Genomic DNA, 17619 nt, shown 5'->3' with positions numbered 1-17619 from the left:
CCACCACTTCATCGATACGGTTAATGAATTCCGGACGGAAGTTATGGCTCACCACACCGAGCACCAGCTCTTTCATGTGTGCATAATCCAGTTCACCAAAGCGTTCCTGAATCAAATCGGAACCGAGGTTAGAGGTCATAATGACCACCGTATTGCGGAAGTCGACCGTTCTCCCCTGCCCGTCAGTCAGACGCCCATCATCCAGTACCTGTAACAGAATGTTGAAAACATCCGGATGCGCTTTTTCCACTTCATCCAGCAGGATGACGGAATACGGACGACGACGCACCGCTTCGGTCAGGTAGCCACCTTCCTCATAACCGACATATCCCGGAGGCGCACCAACCAGACGAGACACCGAGTGTTTCTCCATAAACTCGGACATATCGATACGAACCATCGCCTCGTCGCTATCGAACATAAAGTTCGCCAGCGCCTTACAAAGTTCAGTTTTACCCACACCAGTTGGGCCGAGAAACAGGAATGAACCAATCGGGCGATTTGGATCCGCCAGCCCCGCACGGCTACGACGAATAGCGTTCGATACCGCATCAACCGCTTCGTTCTGACCAATAACGCGATGGTGCAGTTCTTGTTCCATACGCAGCAGTTTTTCGCGCTCGCTTTCCATCATGCGAGAAACAGGAATCCCCGTCCAACGCGCCAGCACTTCAGCAATTTCGGCGTCGGTCACTTTATTACGCAACAGACGCATAGTTTTGCCTTCCAGCTGCGTTGCGGCTTCCAGTTGTTTTTCGAGTTCCGGAATTTTGCCGTATTGCAGTTCAGACATCCGCGCCAGGTCACCTACACGGCGAGCCTGTTCAATGGCGATTTTTGCCTGCTCCAGTTCCGCTTTAATGGTCTGCGTACCAGAGAGCGATGCTTTCTCTGCTTTCCACTCTTCTTCTAACTCGGAGTACTGACGTTCTTTGTCGCTCAGTTCTTCGTTGAGCATATCCAGGCGTTTTTTACTGGCTTCATCAGACTCTTTCATTAACGCCTGTTGTTCCAGTTTGAGCTGGATGATACGACGATCGAGTCGGTCGAGTTCTTCTGGTTTTGAGTCAATCTGCATACGAATGCTGGATGCTGCTTCATCGATCAGGTCGATAGCTTTATCCGGCAGTTGACGGTCAGCAATGTAGCGATGAGACAACGTCGCCGCTGCAACAATTGCCGGGTCAGTAATTTGCACATGGTGGTGCAGTTCGTAACGTTCTTTCAGGCCACGCAGAATAGCAATGGTGTCTTCCACCGTTGGTTCGGCAACAAACACCTTCTGGAAACGACGTTCCAGAGCAGCATCTTTTTCGATGTACTGACGATATTCGTCCAGCGTTGTGGCACCTACACAGTGCAGCTCACCACGAGCCAGCGCCGGTTTCAGCATGTTCCCGGCATCCATTGCGCCGTCCGCTTTACCCGCGCCAACCATAGTATGTAATTCGTCGATAAACAGGATGACATTGCCTTCCTGTTTAGCGAGATCGTTAAGCACGCCTTTTAAGCGTTCTTCAAACTCACCGCGATATTTCGCCCCTGCCACCAGCGCGCCCATATCCAGCGCCAGTACGCGGCGGCCTTTCAGCCCTTCCGGAACTTCACCATTGATAATACGCTGCGCCAGACCTTCAACGATGGCAGTCTTACCAACGCCAGGTTCACCAATCAGCACTGGGTTATTTTTAGTACGACGTTGCAGTACCTGAATGGTACGGCGAATTTCTTCATCACGACCAATCACCGGATCGAGTTTGCCCTGCTCGGCTCGTTCGGTGAGGTCAATGGTGTATTTTTTCAAAGCCTGACGTTGGTCTTCAGCTCCTTGATCGTTCACGCTTTCACCTCCACGCATTTGTTCAATCGCTTGAGTAATGTTGGCGGTGGTCGCCCCTGCTGCTTTCAGGATGTCGGCCAGCGTGCCGCGAGACTCAAGTGCCGCCAGAACGAACAGTTCTGACGAGATAAAGTTATCACCACGTTTTTGCGCCAGCTTGTCGCAAAGATTAAGAACGCGCACCAGATCCTGTGATGGCTGGACATCACCACCAGTACCTTCAACCTGCGGTAAACGATTTAATGCCTGATTGATATCTGTGCGCAACTGGCCAGCATTAATGCCAGCGGATGTTAATAAAGGACTAACCGAACCCCCTTCCTGATTCAGCAGGGCGCTCATTAAATGAAGTGGTTCGATGAATTGGTTGTCGTGCCCGAGTGCAAGTGATTGGGCATCGGCAAGAGCAAGCTGGAATTTATTAGTAAGACGATCCAGACGCATAACTCCTCCCATAACGGATCAAAGTTGCTACTGGAGATTAAATGAGGTCATCCCTCAATTATTCAAGGTTATTGACCAGATTAATGTGAAAAGAAAATCACGCGTACCGGATCGTCTTGATTCTTTAGGTTATATCAGCCAAATGAAACTTGCCATACGACCCGTAGTCTTGTCGCGACGATAAGAGAAGAAAGTCTCATTTTCCGTATATGTACAACGGTCGCCGCCGAAAATCTGCTCAACACCAACGCTCGCCAGACGCTGCCGGGCAAGCTGATAAATATCCGCCAGAAACTTATCACCATGCTGAATGAAAGCTGCACTCGCTTTGGCGTCTACAGCCATAAACGCTTCACGAACCTCCGCCCCCACTTCAAACGCGCGTGGACCAATTGCCGGCCCTAACCAGGCGAGAATGTTTTCGGGATTATCAGCAAAACAGGAAACCGTCTCTTCCAGCACGCCAGCGCACAGTCCACGCCAGCCAGCATGAGCGGCGGCGACTTCCGTTCCCGCACGATTACAAAACAGCACGGGCAGGCAGTCGGCAGTCATCACCGCACAAACCGTACCGGGCGTGTGGCTATAAGAGGCATCCGCTCGTTTTGAAGCATAGGGTTCGCCAGTAAGCTTAAGCACATCTTTGCCGTGTACCTGCTCAAGCCAGACCGGTTTTGAAGGCAAATTGCCCGCAGCAAAAAGTCGCTTGCGATTCTCCTCAACGTGATCCGGGTTATCGCCACAATGGGCACCGAGGTTGAGCGAGTCATACGGCGGCAAGCTCACGCCGCCGATACGAGTAGAGCTACAGGCCGCAACACCTTTTGGCAGCGGCCACTGCGGGACAATCAGTTTACTCATAACCAGTCCACTTCATCCTTATGCTCTTCGAAATCGGCGCGCATCACCTCAATCAGCTCCACCATATCTTGTGGAATAGGCGCCTGCCATTCCATTTCGATACCGGAGATTGGGTGATAAAGACGCAGCATGGTTGCATGTAGCGCCTGGCGGTCAAACTTACGCAGCGTGGAGATAAATGCTTCCGAAGCCCCTTTTGGCGGACGCGGACGACCACCATAAACCGGATCGCCCACCAGCGGATGGGTGATATGCGCCATATGCACGCGGATCTGATGCGTACGTCCAGTTTCCAGACGCAACCGCAGACGCGTGTGCACACGGAAATGTTCCATAATGCGATAGTGAGTGACCGCCGGTTTGCCCATTGGATGCACCGCCATATGGGTACGTTTGGTCGGGTGACGACTAATTGGCTCATCCACCGTACCGCCAGCGGTCATATGACCAATTGCCACCGCTTCGTACTCACGAGTAATTTCACGCCGTTGCAAAGATTCGACTAAACGCGTCTGAGCCGGAACGGTTTTTGCGACAACCATCAGACCAGTGGTGTCTTTATCCAGACGATGGACAATGCCCGCACGTGGAACATCAGCAATGGGCGGATAGTAATGAAGCAACGCATTCAATACCGTGCCATCCGGGTTACCCGCGCCAGGATGTACTACCAGGTCGCGCGGTTTATTAATGACGATGATATCTTCATCTTCATAGACGATATCCAGCGGGATATCCTGCGGTTCAAAACGCGCTTCTTCTTCAATCTCAGCGTTGATGGCAACTTGCTCGCCACCCAATACTTTTTCTTTCGGCTTATCACAAACTTTGCCGTTAACCAGCACGCGCTGGTCGAGGATCCATTCTTTTATCCGCGAACGTGAATAATCCGGGAACATTTCGGCCAAAGCCTGATCTAAGCGTTGACCGAGTTGGTTTTCGGACACCGTTGCAGTGAGCTGTACTCGTTGTGCCATATATACTGCTTCTTCGTTTATCGTTGGGGTTTTACGGCTTTGCCGTTTAATATAGTGTGCTATTGTAGCTGGTCTTAACCGGGAGCAGGAACAGAGAATCTCCCGTATTACATTTTGAGGAAAGTCAAAACGTCATGACGCGCATGAAATATCTGGTGGCAGCCGCCACACTAAGCCTGTTTTTGGCGGGTTGCTCGGGGTCAAAGGAAGAAGTACCTGATAATCCGCCAAATGAAATTTACGCGACTGCACAACAAAAGCTGCAGGACGGTAACTGGAGACAGGCAATAACGCAACTGGAAGCGTTAGATAATCGCTATCCGTTTGGTCCGTATTCGCAGCAGGTGCAGCTGGATCTCATCTACGCCTACTATAAAAACGCCGATTTGCCGTTAGCACAGGCTGCCATCGATCGTTTTATTCGCCTCAACCCGACCCATCCGAATATCGATTATGTCATGTACATGCGTGGCCTGACCAATATGGCGCTGGATGACAGTGCGCTGCAAGGGTTCTTTGGCGTTGACCGTAGCGATCGCGATCCTCAACATGCACGAGCTGCGTTTAGTGACTTTTCCAAATTGGTTCGCGGCTATCCGAACAGTCAGTACACCACCGATGCCACCAAACGTCTGGTATTCCTGAAAGATCGTCTGGCGAAATATGAATACTCCGTTGCTGAGTACTATACAGAACGTGGTGCATGGGTTGCCGTCGTTAACCGTGTAGAAGGCATGTTGCGCGATTACCCGGATACCAAGGCTACGCGTGATGCGCTGCCGCTGATGGAAAATGCATACCGTCAGATGCAGATGAATGCGCAAGCTGAAAAAGTAGCGAAAATCATCGCCGCAAACAGCAGCAATACATAACAGAAATCTGAAACACAAAACGGCAGCCCTTGAGCTGTAATGCCGATCAGTTAAGGAGCAGTTGACCGATCCAGTGGCTGTGTAAGAATCCGGAAACGCTCACTCGTTTCCGGATTTTTTTATGCACATTGGACAGGCTCTTGATCTGGTATCCCGTTATGATTCTCTGCGTAACCCACTGACTTCTCTGGGGGATTACCTCGACCCCGAACTTATCTCTCGTTGCCTTGCCGAATCAGGTACTGTAACGCTACGCAAGCGCCGTCTTCCCCTCGAAATGATGGTCTGGTGTATTGTTGGCATGGCGCTTGAGCGTAAAAAACCTCTTCACCAGATTGTGAATCGCCTGGACATCATGCTGCCGGGCAATCGCCCCTTCGTTGCCCCCAGTGCCGTTATTCAGGCCCGCCAGCGCCTGGGAAGTGAGGCTGTCCGCCGCGTGTTCACGAAAACAGGCAGCTCTGGCATAACGCCACGCCGCATCCGCACTGGTGCGGTCTGACCCTGCTGGCCATCGATGGTGTGTTCTGGCGCACACCGGATACACCAGAGAACGATGCAGCCTTCCCCCGCCAGACACATGCCGGGAACCCGGCGCTCTACCCGCAGGTCAAAATGGTCTGCCAGATGGAACTGACCAGCCATCTGCTGACGGCTGCAGCCTTCGGCACGATGAAGAGCAGCGAAAATGAGCTTGCTGAGCAACTTATAGAACAAACCGGCGATAACACTCTGACGTTAATGGATAAAGGTTATTACTCACTGGGACTGTTAAATGCCTGGAGCCTGGCGGGAGAACACCGCCACTGAATGATCCCTCTCAGAAAGGGAGCGCAATATGAAGAGATCAGAAAACTGGGTAAAGGCGATCATCTGGTGAAGCTGAAAACCAGCCCGCAGGCACGAAAAAAGTGGCCGGGACTGGGAAATGAGGTGACAGCCCGCCTGCTGACCGTGACGCGCAAAGGAAAAGTCAGCCATCTGCTGACGTCGATGACGGACGCCATGCGCTTCCCCGGAGGAGAAATGGCGGAACATCTGAAAGGTTACTGGCCGAATCAACTGAGTTTCTCAGAATCATGCGGAATGGTGATGAGAATGCTGATGACATTGCAGGGCGCTTCACCGGGACGTATACCGGAGCTGATGCGCGATCTTGCAAGTATGGGACAACTTGTGAAATTACCGACAAGAAGGGAAAGGGCCTTCCCGAGAGTGGTAAAGGAGAGGCCCTGGAAATACCCCACAGCCCCGAAAAAGAGCCAGTCAGTTGCTTAACTGACTGGCATTACAGCACGAAGCTGCCGTTTTTTATTCTGTTAGTTGTGTTACTGAAGCGATTTAGTCACTACCGATCTCATCAAATATGGCTCGCTTTGAGATATTCCTCAAGTAAAAAAACACCTCTTCCTGCAATTTCTCACAAAAAAGCCTCATTGACAAAAAGTGACAAAATTATGAGATTTCCATCACACATTTTGACATCAGGAACGGTATGCTGAATTCACCAAGACGGGAAGACAAGAGGTAAAATTTATGACAATGAACATTACCAGCAAACAAATGGAAATTACTCCGGCCATCCGCCAACATGTCGCAGACCGTCTCGCCAAACTGGAAAAATGGCAAACACATCTGATTAATCCACATATCATTTTGTCCAAAGAGCCACAAGGGTTCGTTGCTGACGCCACAATCAATACACCTAACGGCGTTCTGGTTGCCAGTGGTAAACATGAAGATATGTACACCGCAATTAACGAATTGATCAACAAGCTGGAACGGCAGCTCAATAAACTGCAGCACAAAGGCGAAGCACGTCGTGCCGCAACATCGGTGAAAGACGCCAACTTCGTCGAAGAAGTTGAAGAAGAGTAGTCCTTTATATTGAGTGTATCGCCAACGCGCCTTCGGGCGCGTTTTTTGTTGACAGCGTGAAAACAGTACAGGTACTGTACTTAAGTCGCTTAAGGAAACAAACATGAAACACACGCCGTTCTTCTTCGCATTCTTTTTTACCTTCCCCTGAATGGGAGGCGTTTCGTCGTGTGAAACAGAATGCGAAGACGAACAATAAGGCCTCCCAAACCGGGGGGCCTTTTTTATTGATAACAAAAAAGGCAACACTATGACATCGGAAAACCCATTACTGGCGCTGCGCGAGAAAATCAGCGCGCTGGATGAAAAATTACTGGCGTTACTGGCAGAGCGGCGTGAACTGGCTGTCGAGGTGGGAAAAGCCAAACTGCTCTCTCATCGCCCCGTGCGTGATATTGATCGTGAACGCGATTTACTGGAAAGATTAATTACGCTCGGTAAAACGCACCATCTGGACGCCCATTACATTACTCGCCTGTTCCAGCTCATCATTGAAGATTCCGTATTAACTCAGCAGGCACTGCTCCAGCAGCATCTCAATAAAATTAATCCACATTCAGCACGTATTGCTTTTCTCGGCCCTAAAGGTTCCTATTCACACCTTGCCGCACGTCAGTACGCTGCCCGCCATTTCGAACAATTTATTGAAAGCGGTTGCGCAAAATTTGCTGATATTTTTAATCAGGTGGAAACCGGTCAGGCCGACTATGCGGTAGTACCGATTGAGAATACCAGTTCAGGTGCCATAAACGACGTTTACGATCTACTACAACATACCAGCTTATCGATTGTTGGCGAGATGACGCTGACCATCGATCACTGCCTGCTGGTTTCTGGTACTACAGATTTATCAACCATCACCACAGTCTACAGCCATCCACAGCCGTTCCAGCAATGCAGTAAATTTCTTAATCGTTACCCGCACTGGAAGATTGAATATACCGAAAGTACGTCTGCGGCGATGGAAAAGGTTGCACAGGCAAAATCACCGCATGTTGCTGCACTGGGGAGCGAGGCAGGCGGCACTTTGTACGGTTTACAGGTACTGGAACGTATTGAGGCAAATCAGCGACAAAACTTCACCCGATTTGTGGTGCTGGCACGTAAAGCGATTAACGTGTCTGACCAGGTTCCGGCAAAAACCACATTATTAATGGCGACCGGACAACAAGCTGGTGCACTGGTAGAAGCATTGCTGGTACTGCGTAACCATAATCTGATTATGACCCGTCTGGAATCACGCCCGATTCACGGTAATCCGTGGGAAGAGATGTTTTATCTGGATATTCAGGCCAATCTTGAATCAGCGGAAATGCAAAAAGCATTGAAAGAGTTAGGTGAAATTACCCGTTCGATGAAGGTATTAGGCTGTTACCCAAGTGAGAATGTAGTGCCTGTTGACCCGGCGTGATGAAATCGTGCCGGGTGATGCCTCCCCGGCACAAGATGACTACTGGCGACTGTCGTTCGCCTGACGCAATAACACGCGGCTTTCACTCTGGAAGCGTTGCGCATAATCGCCAAACCAGTTTTCCACCTTGCGGAAACTGTCGATAAACGCCTGCTTGTCCCCCTTCTCCAGCAGCTCAATTGCCTCGCCAAAACGCTTATAGTAACGCTTGATCAACGCCAGATTACGTTCTGACGACATAATGATGTCGGCATAAAGCTGCGGATCCTGAGCAAACAGTCGCCCAACCATCGCCAGCTCAAGGCGGTAAATGGGCGAAGAGAGCGCCAGAAGTTGCTCAAGCTGAACATTTTCTTCTGCCAGATGCAAACCATAAGCAAAAGTGGCAAAGTGGCGCAGTGCCTGAATAAACGCCATATTCTGATCGTGCTCGACGGCGCTAATCCGATGCAGCCGCGCGCCCCAAACCTGAATTTGCTCCAGAAACCATTGATATGCTTCCGGCTGGCGTCCATCACACCAGACCACCACCTGCTTCGCCAGACTGCCGCTGTCCGGGCCAAACATCGGGTGAAGTCCCAACACCGGACCATCATGTGCCGCCAGCATGGCCTGTAACGGTCCATTTTTCACCGATGCCAGATCGACCAGAATACAATCCTGCGGTAAAGGCGGTAATTTGGCGATAACCTGTTCGGTCACATGAATCGGCACACTGACAATCACCATTCCGGCATCGGCAACAATATCAGCCGCACGTTCCCAGTCATGTTGCTCCAGAATCCGCACCTGATAACCCGAGAGGGTCAGCATCTTCTCGAACAAGCGCCCCATCTGACCGCCACCACCGACGATAACCACCGGGCGCAACGTAGGACAAAGCGTTTTAAAGCCTTTGTCATTCTCGCTGGAGTAGGACTCCCGCATCACCCGACGCAGGATATCCTCAATAAGATCTGGCGGTACACCCAGGGCTTCCGCCTCAGCGCGACGCGAGGCCAGCATAGATGCCTCACGCTCCGGGACATAAATAGGCAGTCCAAAGCGGCTTTTCACCTCACCGACTTCGGCGACCAGTTCCAGACGCTTCGCTAATAAATTCAGCAGCTCTTTATCGACTTCATCAATTTGATCGCGTAACGCGGTCAACTCAGCAACCATAATAAACCTCTTAAGCCACGCGTGCCGTCAGCTGCCCGTTCAGATCCTGATGAATCTCACGCAGCAAGGCATCGGTCATTTCCCAACTGATGCAGGCATCGGTTACGGATACACCGTATTTCATTTCGCTGCGCGGTTGCTCGGAAGACTGATTGCCTTCGTGGATGTTACTTTCGATCATCAGACCAATAATTGAGCGATTACCGTCTTTAATCTGGGCAACCACGGACTCTGCCACCGCAGGCTGACGGCGATAATCTTTATTGGAATTACCGTGACTGCAATCTACCATCAGAGACGGACGCAGTCCCGCCTGTTCCATCTCTTTTTCACATTGCGCGACATCTGCAGGGCTGTAGTTCGGCGCTTTACCGCCACGCAGGATCACATGTCCGTCCGGATTCCCCTGAGTTTGTAGCAACGCAACCTGCCCTGCCTGGTTAATACCAACAAAACGGTGTGGCTGGGCGGCAGCGCGCATGGCGTTAATTGCCGTTGCCAGACTGCCGTCGGTGCCGTTTTTAAAACCAACCGGCATAGACAGCCCGGATGCCATTTCACGGTGCGTTTGCGATTCCGTGGTACGAGCACCAATTGCCGACCAGCTAAACAAATCGCCCAGGTATTGCGGGCTATTTGGATCTAACGCTTCCGTCGCCAGCGGAAGCCCCATGCTCACCAGTTCAAGCAGCAATTTACGCGCGATTTGCAGACCGGCTTCGACGTCAAAAGAGCCATCCATATGAGGATCGTTAATTAACCCTTTCCAGCCGACAGTCGTACGGGGTTTTTCAAAATAGACGCGCATCACCAGATAGAGGCTATCGCTGACCTCTGCGGCAAGGGCTTTAAATCGACGAGCGTATTCCAGAGCGGTTTCAGGATCATGAATGGAACAAGGACCACACACCACCAACAGACGAGGATCGCGCCCGGCGATAATATCTGAAATAGTTTTACGCGAATCAGCAATCTGGGCTTCTTGTTGCTGGCTTAATGGAAAAGCGGCCTTCAACTGTTCCGGGGTCATCAGAACCTGTTCGTCGGTAATGTGTACGTTATTCAGCGCGTCTTTTTGCATGATGGCGATCCTGTTTATGCTCGTTTGCGATAGTTGATCCTCAATGAGGATGACGTAACGATAACACAGCGAGTAAAGATTTCAATCCAAATTACGTAAATATTACTTTACAGATACAATTTTAATAAGCTACAAGCCACAAAATTCGTATAAATAAATTTACACCATCATTAAAAACAATCCGCTATGCTTTGAAAAAAGGAGAGAAAATGATGAAAAAATTTATCGGTTCCTTGTTGGCTTTGGTGGTTAGTGGTTGCCAGATTGATCCTTATACTCACGCGCCAAACTTAACCAGCACCGACTGGTATGATGTTGGTATGGAAGATGCAATATCTGGCATTGCCATAAAAGATCGCGATACATTTAGCGATTCACAGGCTGATCGGGGGGTATACCTTAAAGGATATGCCGAAGGACAAAAGAAAACCTGCCAAATCGATTTTACTTATGCCAGAGGGCTTTCCGGTAAAAGTTTCCCTGCCAGCTGCAACAATGTTGAAAATGCCAACCAACTACATGAAGCATGGCAAAAAGGGGCAGATGAAAATGCCAGCACGATGCGATTGAATTAACTGGAGCGCCTCAATAAATTAATCATAAGATTTAACTCATTCAAACTTTAATTCTCATCGTGATGACGCCCGCATAAAAGAATGATATTTTAATGAGCATTCTGAAAAAATTATCGATGCATTTCGAGCGACGGTGGTGAGGATCCCTGAATGCGTTTTTCCCACCGGTTATTTTTACTGCTGATGCCCCTCCTGGCGAGTGCACCATTACTCGCTCAGGAAACCACTAACGCCGCGAAAAATGTGCGTCTGATGGTTTCCGGTATTGTCAGCTACACTCGTTGGCCAGCGTTATCTGGCCCGCCAAAGCTATGTATTTTTTCATCTTCACGTTTTAGTACCGCCCTGCAAGATAATGGCGCGACTTCTTTACCTTATCTGCCCGTCATCATTCACAGCAAACAAGAAGCACTAATTTCAGACTGTAATGGTTTTTATTTTGGCAACGAGTCACCGACATTCCAGATGGAATTAATCGAACAATATCCGTCTAAGGCGTTATTATTAATTGCCGAACAAAATGCAGAGTGCATTATTGGCAGCGCCTTTTGTCTGATTATCAACAATAATGATGTCAGATTTGCCGTCAACCTGGATGCCTTATCGCGTAGTGGTGTAAAGGTCAACCCGGATGTCTTAATGCTCGCTCGGAAGAAAAAAGATGGATAACGATAATTCTCTTAATAAGCGACCAACGTTTAAAAGAGCATTACGCAACATCAGCATGACCAGCATCTTTATCACCATGACGCTGATCTGGCTGCTGCTTTCCGTGACGTCGGTACTGACACTGAAACAATACGCACAAAAAAACCTGGCGCTCACCGCAGCAACCATGACTTATAGTCTGGAAGCAGCGGTTGTTTTTGCCGATGGTTCGGCAGCGACAGAAACCCTGGCCGCACTAGGGCAGCAAGGTCAATTTTCAACCGCTGAAGTACGTGATAATCAGCAAAATATCATTGCATCCTGGCACTACACAGCCAGAGAACCGGGAGATAGATTCAGCAATTTCATTAGCCACTGGCTCTTTCCCGCACCGGTAATTCAGCCCATTCGCCACAATGGAAAAATCATCGGCGAAGTTCAGTTAACCGCTCGCGACAGTTCAATCAGCCATTTCATCTGGTTTTCACTCGCTGTGCTTACCGGTTGTATTCTGCTGGCATCAGGCATTGCAATCACCCTCACCCGCCATTTGCATAACGGACTGGTGGAGGCGCTAAAAAACATTACTGATGTAGTTCATGATGTGCGATCCAACCGCAATTTTTCCCGACGAGTTTCGGAAGAGCGTATCGAAGAATTTCACCGCTTTGCTCTCGACTTCAATAGTCTGCTGGATGAAATGGAAGAGTGGCAGCTTCGTTTACAGGCAAAAAATGCGCAACTCTTACGTACTGCCCTGCATGATCCGTTAACCGGCCTGGCTAACCGCGCTGCATTCCGCAACTGCATCAATACGTTAATGAGTGATTCTGCCGTTCGGGAAACCTCAGCCTTACTTTTTCTTGATGGCGATAATTTTAAATATATCAATGACACATGGGGTCACGCGACGGGTGATCAGGTCTTGATCGAGATAGCAACACGGTTAATGGAATTTAGCGGGAAACGGCATCAAGCGTACCGTATAGGAGGCGATGAGTTCGCCATGATTCTGTATGGCGTACTGTCAGAATATGAAGTACAGCGTATTTGTACTGCTCTCACACAAACCTTTCATCGCCCATTCGATCTCCATAACGGTCACCAGACCAGTATGACCTTAAGTATTGGATACGCTCTGACTCGCGAACACGCTTCTGCGGAAAAATTACAAGAGCTTGCCGATCGTAATATGTATCAGGCCAAACATCAGCGCGCCGAAAAGCTGGTGAAATAACAAGGAAATATCTACATGATAAAGCAACTGGTAGCACCTCTGGTTTTCTCCACTCTGATACTGGCTGGTTGCCAGACTCCACAAGGCAAATTTACCCCAGAGCAAGTCGCTGCTATGCAGTCTTATGGTTTTACTGAATCTGCCGGTGACTGGTCGCTTGGCTTATCCGACACTATTCTGTTTGCTAAAAATGACTACAAACTGCTTCCGGAAAGTCAGCAACAAATCCAGACTATGGCGGCAAAACTGACCTCTACCGGGCTAACACATGCCCGTATGGATGGTCATACCGATAACTATGGTGAAGATAGCTACAACGAAGCCTTATCACTGAAGCGAGCGAATGTCGTCGCCGATGCCTGGGCTGAGGGTGGGCAAATTCCGCGCAGCAATCTCACCACTCAGGGTTTAGGGAAAAAATATCCTATTGCCAGCAACAAGACAGCACAGGGCCGGGCTGAAAACCGCCGCGTTGCGGTGGTAATTAGTGCGCCTTAAATACAATTTCAGTAGATAAAAAAAGGGCCAGCCAATTGGCCAGCCCTTCTTAACAGGATGTCGCTTAAGCGAAATCTTAGTTGAGGCGCTCTTTGATACGAGCAGCCTTACCAGTACGCTCACGCAGGTAGTACAGTTTAGCTTTACGAACAGCACCACGACGTTTGACAGAAATGCTGTCAACTACCGGAGAGTGAGTCTGGAAGACACGCTCAACGCCTTCGCCGTTGGAAATTTTACGAACAGTGAATGCAGAGTGCAGACCGCGGTTACGAATAGCGATAACCACGCCCTCGAATGCCTGCAGACGTTTTTTGGAACCTTCAACAACCCATACTTTCACTTCCACGGTATCACCCGGACGGAAGGAAGGTACGTCCTGCTTCATCTGCTCTTGTTCAAGTTGCTTAATAATGTTGCTCATAATTTAATCTCTTATCCTGGGTAAACTGATATCTCGGGGGCTTACGCCATCCCATCATGTTTATGTTGCCGTTGTGCGTGTTCCGTTTTGAACTCCGCCAGCAACCTTGCTTGCTCTTCAGTCAGAGCCAGGTTTTCCAGAAGTTCAGGTCTTCTAAGCCAGGTACGGCCCAGCGACTGTTTCAAACGCCAGCGACGTATCTCGGCATGGTTGCCCGACAGTAACACTGACGGAACTTCCATCCCTTCTAACACCTCAGGCCGCGTATAGTGCGGGCAATCCAGCAATCCTTCAGCAAAGGAATCTTCCGTTGCCGAGGCTTCATGTCCCAGTACCCCCGGAATAAACCGGGAAACGGAGTCAATCAGCGTCATTGCTGGTAACTCACCACCGCTGAGAACGTAATCGCCGATTGACCATTCTTCGTCAATTTCGGTTTGGATCACGCGCTCATCTATACCTTCGTAGCGACCGCACACCAAAATCAATTTTTGATTCGTTGCCAGTTCGCTGACGCCCGCTTGATCAAGCTTGCGCCCCTGTGGTGACAGATAGATCACCTTAGCGCCTTCACCCGCCGCGATTTTTGCTGCATGAATGGCGTCCCGTAAAGGTTGCACCATCATTAACATCCCCGGTCCGCCGCCGTAAGGACGATCGTCCACGGTACGGTGCCGGTCATGCGTGAAGTCACGTGGACTCCAGCTCTGGATGCTCAGCAGGCCATTTTTCACTGCCCGGCCAGTTACCCCGTAATCGGTAATTGCGCGGAACATTTCAGGAAACAGGCTAATTATGCCAATCCACATAGCGCCGTCTTTTACCGTTTATCCGGTGGTTTAAAAACCAGGATCCCAATCTACTTCGATTGAACGAGTAGTGAGATCGACTTTCTTGATAACCTGCCCATCGAGGAACGGTACGAGACGTTCCTTGATACCAAACGCATCTTTCAGGTTTGCCTTAATGACGAGAACGTCATTAGATCCGGTTTCCATCATGTCGACGACTTTACCGAGATCGTAGCCTTCAGTGGTCACTACCTGACAGCCCATCAGGTCTTTCCAGTAGTAGTCACCCTCTTCAAGCTGAGGCAGCTGCGATGAATCCACGACAATTTCACAATTCGTCAGCAGGTTCGCCGCATCACGATCGTCAACACCTTTCAGCTTGATGATCATGTCCTGATTGTGGTGCTTCCAGCTTTCCAGCTGGACTTGCTGCCACTGACCCGCCTTCTGGATAAACCAGGGCTGATAGTCAAAAATGCTTTCGGCGTCTTCGGTGGAAGAAAACACTCTGAGCCACCCACGAATACCGTAAGACGAACCCATTTTTCCCAAAACGATGGGATCAACAGGTGCTTGCGCGGTGAGTTGTTTGCTCATCATGACCACCGTGACAGATTAAGCTGCTTTGTTTACTTCTTTGATCAGCGCAGCAACGCGATCAGAAATAGTTGCGCCCTGGCCAACCCAGTGAGCGATGCGATCCAGATCCAGGCGAGTGCCTTCTTCTTTTTCGCTAGCGATTGGGTTGAAGAAACCAACGCGCTCGATGAAGCGACCGTTGCGTGCATTACGGCTGTCAGCGACAACAACCTGATAGAACGGACGCTTTTTAGCGCCGTGACGTGCTAAACGAATAGTTACCATAACATCCTCTTGTGTGAATAAAACAACCGGACCCCATCGAGGAACGGAGTCCGGTGTCATATTAAAAGCCCGAAAATTTTACTCATTTTTGCAGAAATTGCAACCAACAGTTGCTAACCCGGCATTAAAAGGCCGCTGGCGGCGCAGCCAGTTTGGTGCCGGAGTGCGCGCAGTCACCGGAGCGTACCCCAGTACGTGAGGATGACGAGCATACCCCGGTGCCAAAATGGCAAATAAGCCAGGCCGATTAGCGGCCTGGGAAGCCTGGGGGCATCATACCCTTCATGCTTCTCATCATCTTCGCCATTCCGCCCTTCTTCATTTTCTTCATCATGCGCTGCATGTCGTCGAACTGCTTCAGAAGACGGTTAACGTCCTGCACCTGCATACCGCAACCGGCAGCGATACGGCGTTTACGCGAACCTTTGATGATTTCTGGCTTAGCGCGCTCTTTCATCGTCATCGAGTTGATGATGGCTTCCATACGCACCAGCACTTTATCATCCATCTGGGACTTCACGTTATCCGGGATCTGCCCCATGCCCGGCAGCTTGCCCATCAGGCTGGCCATGCCGCCCATATTTTTCATCTGGCGCAACTGCTCAAGGAAATCGTTGAGATCGAAGCCATCGCCTTTTTTCAGCTTGCTGGCTAATTTCTCAGCCTGCGCGCGGTCAACTTTGCTTTCGATATCTTCGATCAGCGACAGAACATCGCCCATGCCGAGAATGCGTGAAGCGATACGATCCGGGTGGAACGGCTCCAGCGCCTCTGTTTTCTCGCCAACACCGAGGAACTTGATGGGCTTGCCGGTAATATGGCGAATAGAAAGCGCCGCACCGCCACGCGCATCGCCGTCCACTTTAGTCAACACTACGCCGGTAAGCGGTAACGCTTCATTGAACGCTTTTGCCGTATTGGCAGCATCCTGACCGGTCATGGCGTCAACCACAAACAGGGTTTCAACCGGGTTAATCGACGCATGGACCTGTTTGATCTCATCCATCATCGCTTCGTCAACGTGCAGACGACCGGCGGTATCCACCAGCAGCACGTCGTAGAATTTCAGTTTGGCTTCTTTCAGCGCCGCATTAACAATATCAACCGGCTTCTGACCAACATCTGAAGGGAAGAAATCGACGCCTACCTGTTCGGCCAGCGTCTCAAGCTGTTTGATTGCCGCCGGGCGATAAACGTCGGCAGAAACCACCAGCACTTTCTTCTTGTGCTTCTCGCGCAGGAACTTACCGAGTTTACCCACGCTGGTTGTTTTACCGGCACCTTGCAGGCCCGCCATCAGCACCACCGCAGGCGGTTGCGCAGCCAGGTTCAGGGTCTGGTTCTCTTCGCCCATCGCCGCAACCAACTCGTTACGGACGATTTTGACGAACTCCTGCCCCGGCGTCAGGCTTTTATTAACTTCATGACCAACCGCTTTCTCTTTTACGCGATTGATAAACTCACGCACTACCGGCAGAGCGACGTCCGCCTCCAACAGCGCCATGCGCACTTCGCGCAGCGTATCTTTAACGTTGTCTTCAGTAAGGCGTCCACGGCCACTGATATTGCGCAGCGTGCGCGACAAACGATCGGTTAAATTATCAAACATTGTCTCTCGCCTGGGGTGGAAACGGTTGGCCGCAATCGCGACACATCATCTGTATTTTGCCGCAGTATAACATGAAGGCGTCTTTGTTGTTATGCAACGGTTGGAGCAGCGTTCACCTGACGCTATACTGCTTTTCTTTCTCATTGCTCAAACTGTCGACATCACTATGCCCGTTTTTGCTCTGCTCGCGCTCGTCGCCTACTCCGTCAGTCTCGCGCTGATTGTTCCCGGTCTGCTGCAAAAAAACGGCGGCTGGCGGCGAATGGCTATTATTTCTGCGGTCATCGCGCTGGTCTGCCACGCTATCGCTCTTGAAGCCCGCATTTTGCCTGGCGGCGATAGCGGACAAAACCTTAGCCTGTTGAATGTCGGTTCGCTGGTCAGCCTGATGATTTGTACGGTAATGACCATCGTGGCCTCACGCAACCGTGGCTGGCTGCTGTTGCCG

The 17619-nt window shown here is 50.3% G+C and carries 18 protein-coding genes, 2 pseudogenes and 1 other annotated feature; of the genes and pseudogenes, 10 read left to right on the top strand and 10 right to left on the bottom strand.

The window, feature by feature from the left end; all coding sequences use genetic code 11:
• The 3 genes from clpB to rluD all read right to left on the bottom strand — a co-directional run.
• Positions 1-2284, bottom strand: a 2284-nt coding sequence (clpB, locus tag EQY_RS0111915; RefSeq protein WP_001235104.1) for an ATP-dependent chaperone ClpB, incomplete at its 3' end; no start/stop codon positions are given.
• 129 nt (positions 2285-2413) lie between these two features.
• Positions 2414-3145 (bottom strand): purine nucleoside phosphorylase YfiH, encoded by a 732-nt coding sequence (yfiH, locus tag EQY_RS0111910; protein ID WP_000040123.1) that lies wholly within the window; start codon positions 3143-3145, stop codon positions 2414-2416.
• Positions 3142-4122 (bottom strand): 23S rRNA pseudouridine(1911/1915/1917) synthase RluD, encoded by a 981-nt coding sequence (rluD, locus tag EQY_RS0111905; protein WP_000079113.1) that lies wholly within the window; start codon positions 4120-4122, stop codon positions 3142-3144. The genes yfiH and rluD overlap by 4 nt, the downstream gene beginning before the upstream one ends.
• Before the next feature lie 134 nt (positions 4123-4256).
• Between rluD and bamD the strand changes: the two genes are divergently transcribed.
• From bamD to pheA, 5 genes and pseudogenes are all read left to right on the top strand, one after another.
• The gene (bamD, locus tag EQY_RS0111900; RefSeq protein WP_000197682.1) at positions 4257-4994 is read left to right on the top strand and encodes an outer membrane protein assembly factor BamD; all 738 of its coding nucleotides are present in this window, start codon (positions 4257-4259) and stop codon (positions 4992-4994) included.
• A 121-nt stretch (positions 4995-5115) separates the two neighbouring features.
• Positions 5116-6272, top strand: a pseudogene (locus tag EQY_RS25650) (IS4 family transposase).
• Between the two features lie 258 nt (positions 6273-6530).
• Positions 6531-6872, top strand: coding sequence for a ribosome-associated translation inhibitor RaiA (gene raiA / locus EQY_RS0111880; protein WP_000178456.1), 342 nt, complete (start codon positions 6531-6533; stop codon positions 6870-6872).
• A gap of 102 nt (positions 6873-6974) precedes the next feature.
• Positions 6975-7100, top strand: a sequence feature (Phe leader region).
• Positions 6976-7023 carry a pheA operon leader peptide PheL gene (pheL, locus tag EQY_RS26195; protein WP_001386991.1) on the top strand — a complete coding sequence of 16 codons (48 nt, stop codon included), beginning with the start codon at positions 6976-6978 and terminating at the stop codon, positions 7021-7023. (Overlaps the previous feature by 48 nt.)
• 22 nt (positions 7101-7122) lie before the next feature.
• Positions 7123-8283, top strand: a complete 1161-nt coding sequence (pheA, locus tag EQY_RS0111875) for a bifunctional chorismate mutase/prephenate dehydratase (RefSeq protein ID WP_000200136.1) — start codon at positions 7123-7125, stop codon at positions 8281-8283.
• A 39-nt stretch (positions 8284-8322) separates the two neighbouring features.
• Here the strand turns inward: pheA and tyrA are convergent, their stop codons facing one another.
• Complete coding sequence (gene tyrA, locus EQY_RS0111870; RefSeq protein WP_000225241.1) at positions 8323-9444, bottom strand: bifunctional chorismate mutase/prephenate dehydrogenase; 1122 nt, start codon at positions 9442-9444, stop codon at positions 8323-8325.
• Positions 9445-9454: 10 nt separating this feature from the next.
• Complete coding sequence (aroF, locus tag EQY_RS0111865) at positions 9455-10525, bottom strand: 3-deoxy-7-phosphoheptulonate synthase AroF (protein ID WP_001168056.1); 1071 nt, start codon at positions 10523-10525, stop codon at positions 9455-9457.
• A 209-nt stretch (positions 10526-10734) separates the two neighbouring features.
• On the opposite strand from aroF, the gene EQY_RS0111860 reads away from it, so the two are divergent.
• The 4 genes from EQY_RS0111860 (at position 10735) to EQY_RS0111845 (ending at position 13483) form a co-directional block, all read left to right on the top strand.
• Positions 10735-11100 carry a DUF2799 domain-containing protein gene (locus EQY_RS0111860; protein ID WP_000976011.1) on the top strand — a complete coding sequence of 122 codons (366 nt, stop codon included), beginning with the start codon at positions 10735-10737 and terminating at the stop codon, positions 11098-11100.
• A gap of 150 nt (positions 11101-11250) precedes the next feature.
• Complete coding sequence (yfiR, locus tag EQY_RS0111855; protein ID WP_001212411.1) at positions 11251-11769, top strand: regulatory sequestration protein YfiR; 519 nt, start codon at positions 11251-11253, stop codon at positions 11767-11769.
• Positions 11762-12985 carry a diguanylate cyclase DgcN/YfiN gene (gene dgcN, locus EQY_RS0111850; RefSeq protein WP_000368158.1) on the top strand — a complete coding sequence of 408 codons (1224 nt, stop codon included), beginning with the start codon at positions 11762-11764 and terminating at the stop codon, positions 12983-12985. Before yfiR ends, dgcN begins: the two co-directional genes overlap by 8 nt.
• A 15-nt stretch (positions 12986-13000) precedes the next feature.
• On the top strand, positions 13001-13483 hold the full coding sequence (locus EQY_RS0111845) for an OmpA family protein (protein ID WP_000595359.1): 483 nt from the start codon (positions 13001-13003) through the stop codon (positions 13481-13483).
• Positions 13484-13559: 76 nt separating this feature from the next.
• Here the strand turns inward: EQY_RS0111845 and rplS are convergent, their stop codons facing one another.
• The 5 genes from rplS to ffh all read right to left on the bottom strand — a co-directional run bounded on the left by rplS (position 13560) and on the right by ffh (position 17171).
• Complete coding sequence (gene rplS / locus EQY_RS0111840; protein WP_000065253.1) at positions 13560-13907, bottom strand: 50S ribosomal protein L19; 348 nt, start codon at positions 13905-13907, stop codon at positions 13560-13562.
• A gap of 41 nt (positions 13908-13948) precedes the next feature.
• The gene (gene trmD / locus EQY_RS0111835) at positions 13949-14716 is read right to left on the bottom strand and encodes a tRNA (guanosine(37)-N1)-methyltransferase TrmD (protein WP_000264783.1); all 768 of its coding nucleotides are present in this window, start codon (positions 14714-14716) and stop codon (positions 13949-13951) included.
• A 30-nt stretch (positions 14717-14746) separates the two neighbouring features.
• Complete coding sequence (rimM, locus tag EQY_RS0111830; protein ID WP_000043335.1) at positions 14747-15295, bottom strand: ribosome maturation factor RimM; 549 nt, start codon at positions 15293-15295, stop codon at positions 14747-14749.
• A gap of 18 nt (positions 15296-15313) precedes the next feature.
• On the bottom strand, positions 15314-15562 hold the full coding sequence (rpsP, locus tag EQY_RS0111825; RefSeq protein ID WP_000256450.1) for a 30S ribosomal protein S16: 249 nt from the start codon (positions 15560-15562) through the stop codon (positions 15314-15316).
• Positions 15563-15809: 247 nt separating this feature from the next.
• Positions 15810-17171 (bottom strand): signal recognition particle protein, encoded by a 1362-nt coding sequence (ffh, locus tag EQY_RS0111820; protein WP_000460035.1) that lies wholly within the window; start codon positions 17169-17171, stop codon positions 15810-15812.
• Between the two features lie 166 nt (positions 17172-17337).
• Between ffh and EQY_RS0111815 the strand changes: the two are divergent.
• Positions 17338-17619 (top strand): annotated as a pseudogene (locus EQY_RS0111815) (cytochrome C assembly family protein); the annotation flags it as partial.

It is taken from the genome of Escherichia sp. TW14182 (assembly GCF_000208525.1).
GTDB classification, from domain to species: domain Bacteria; phylum Pseudomonadota; class Gammaproteobacteria; order Enterobacterales; family Enterobacteriaceae; genus Escherichia; species Escherichia ruysiae.
Note: the sequence above shows the minus strand (reverse complement) of the source record. Positions and strands in the feature narration are given on the sequence as shown.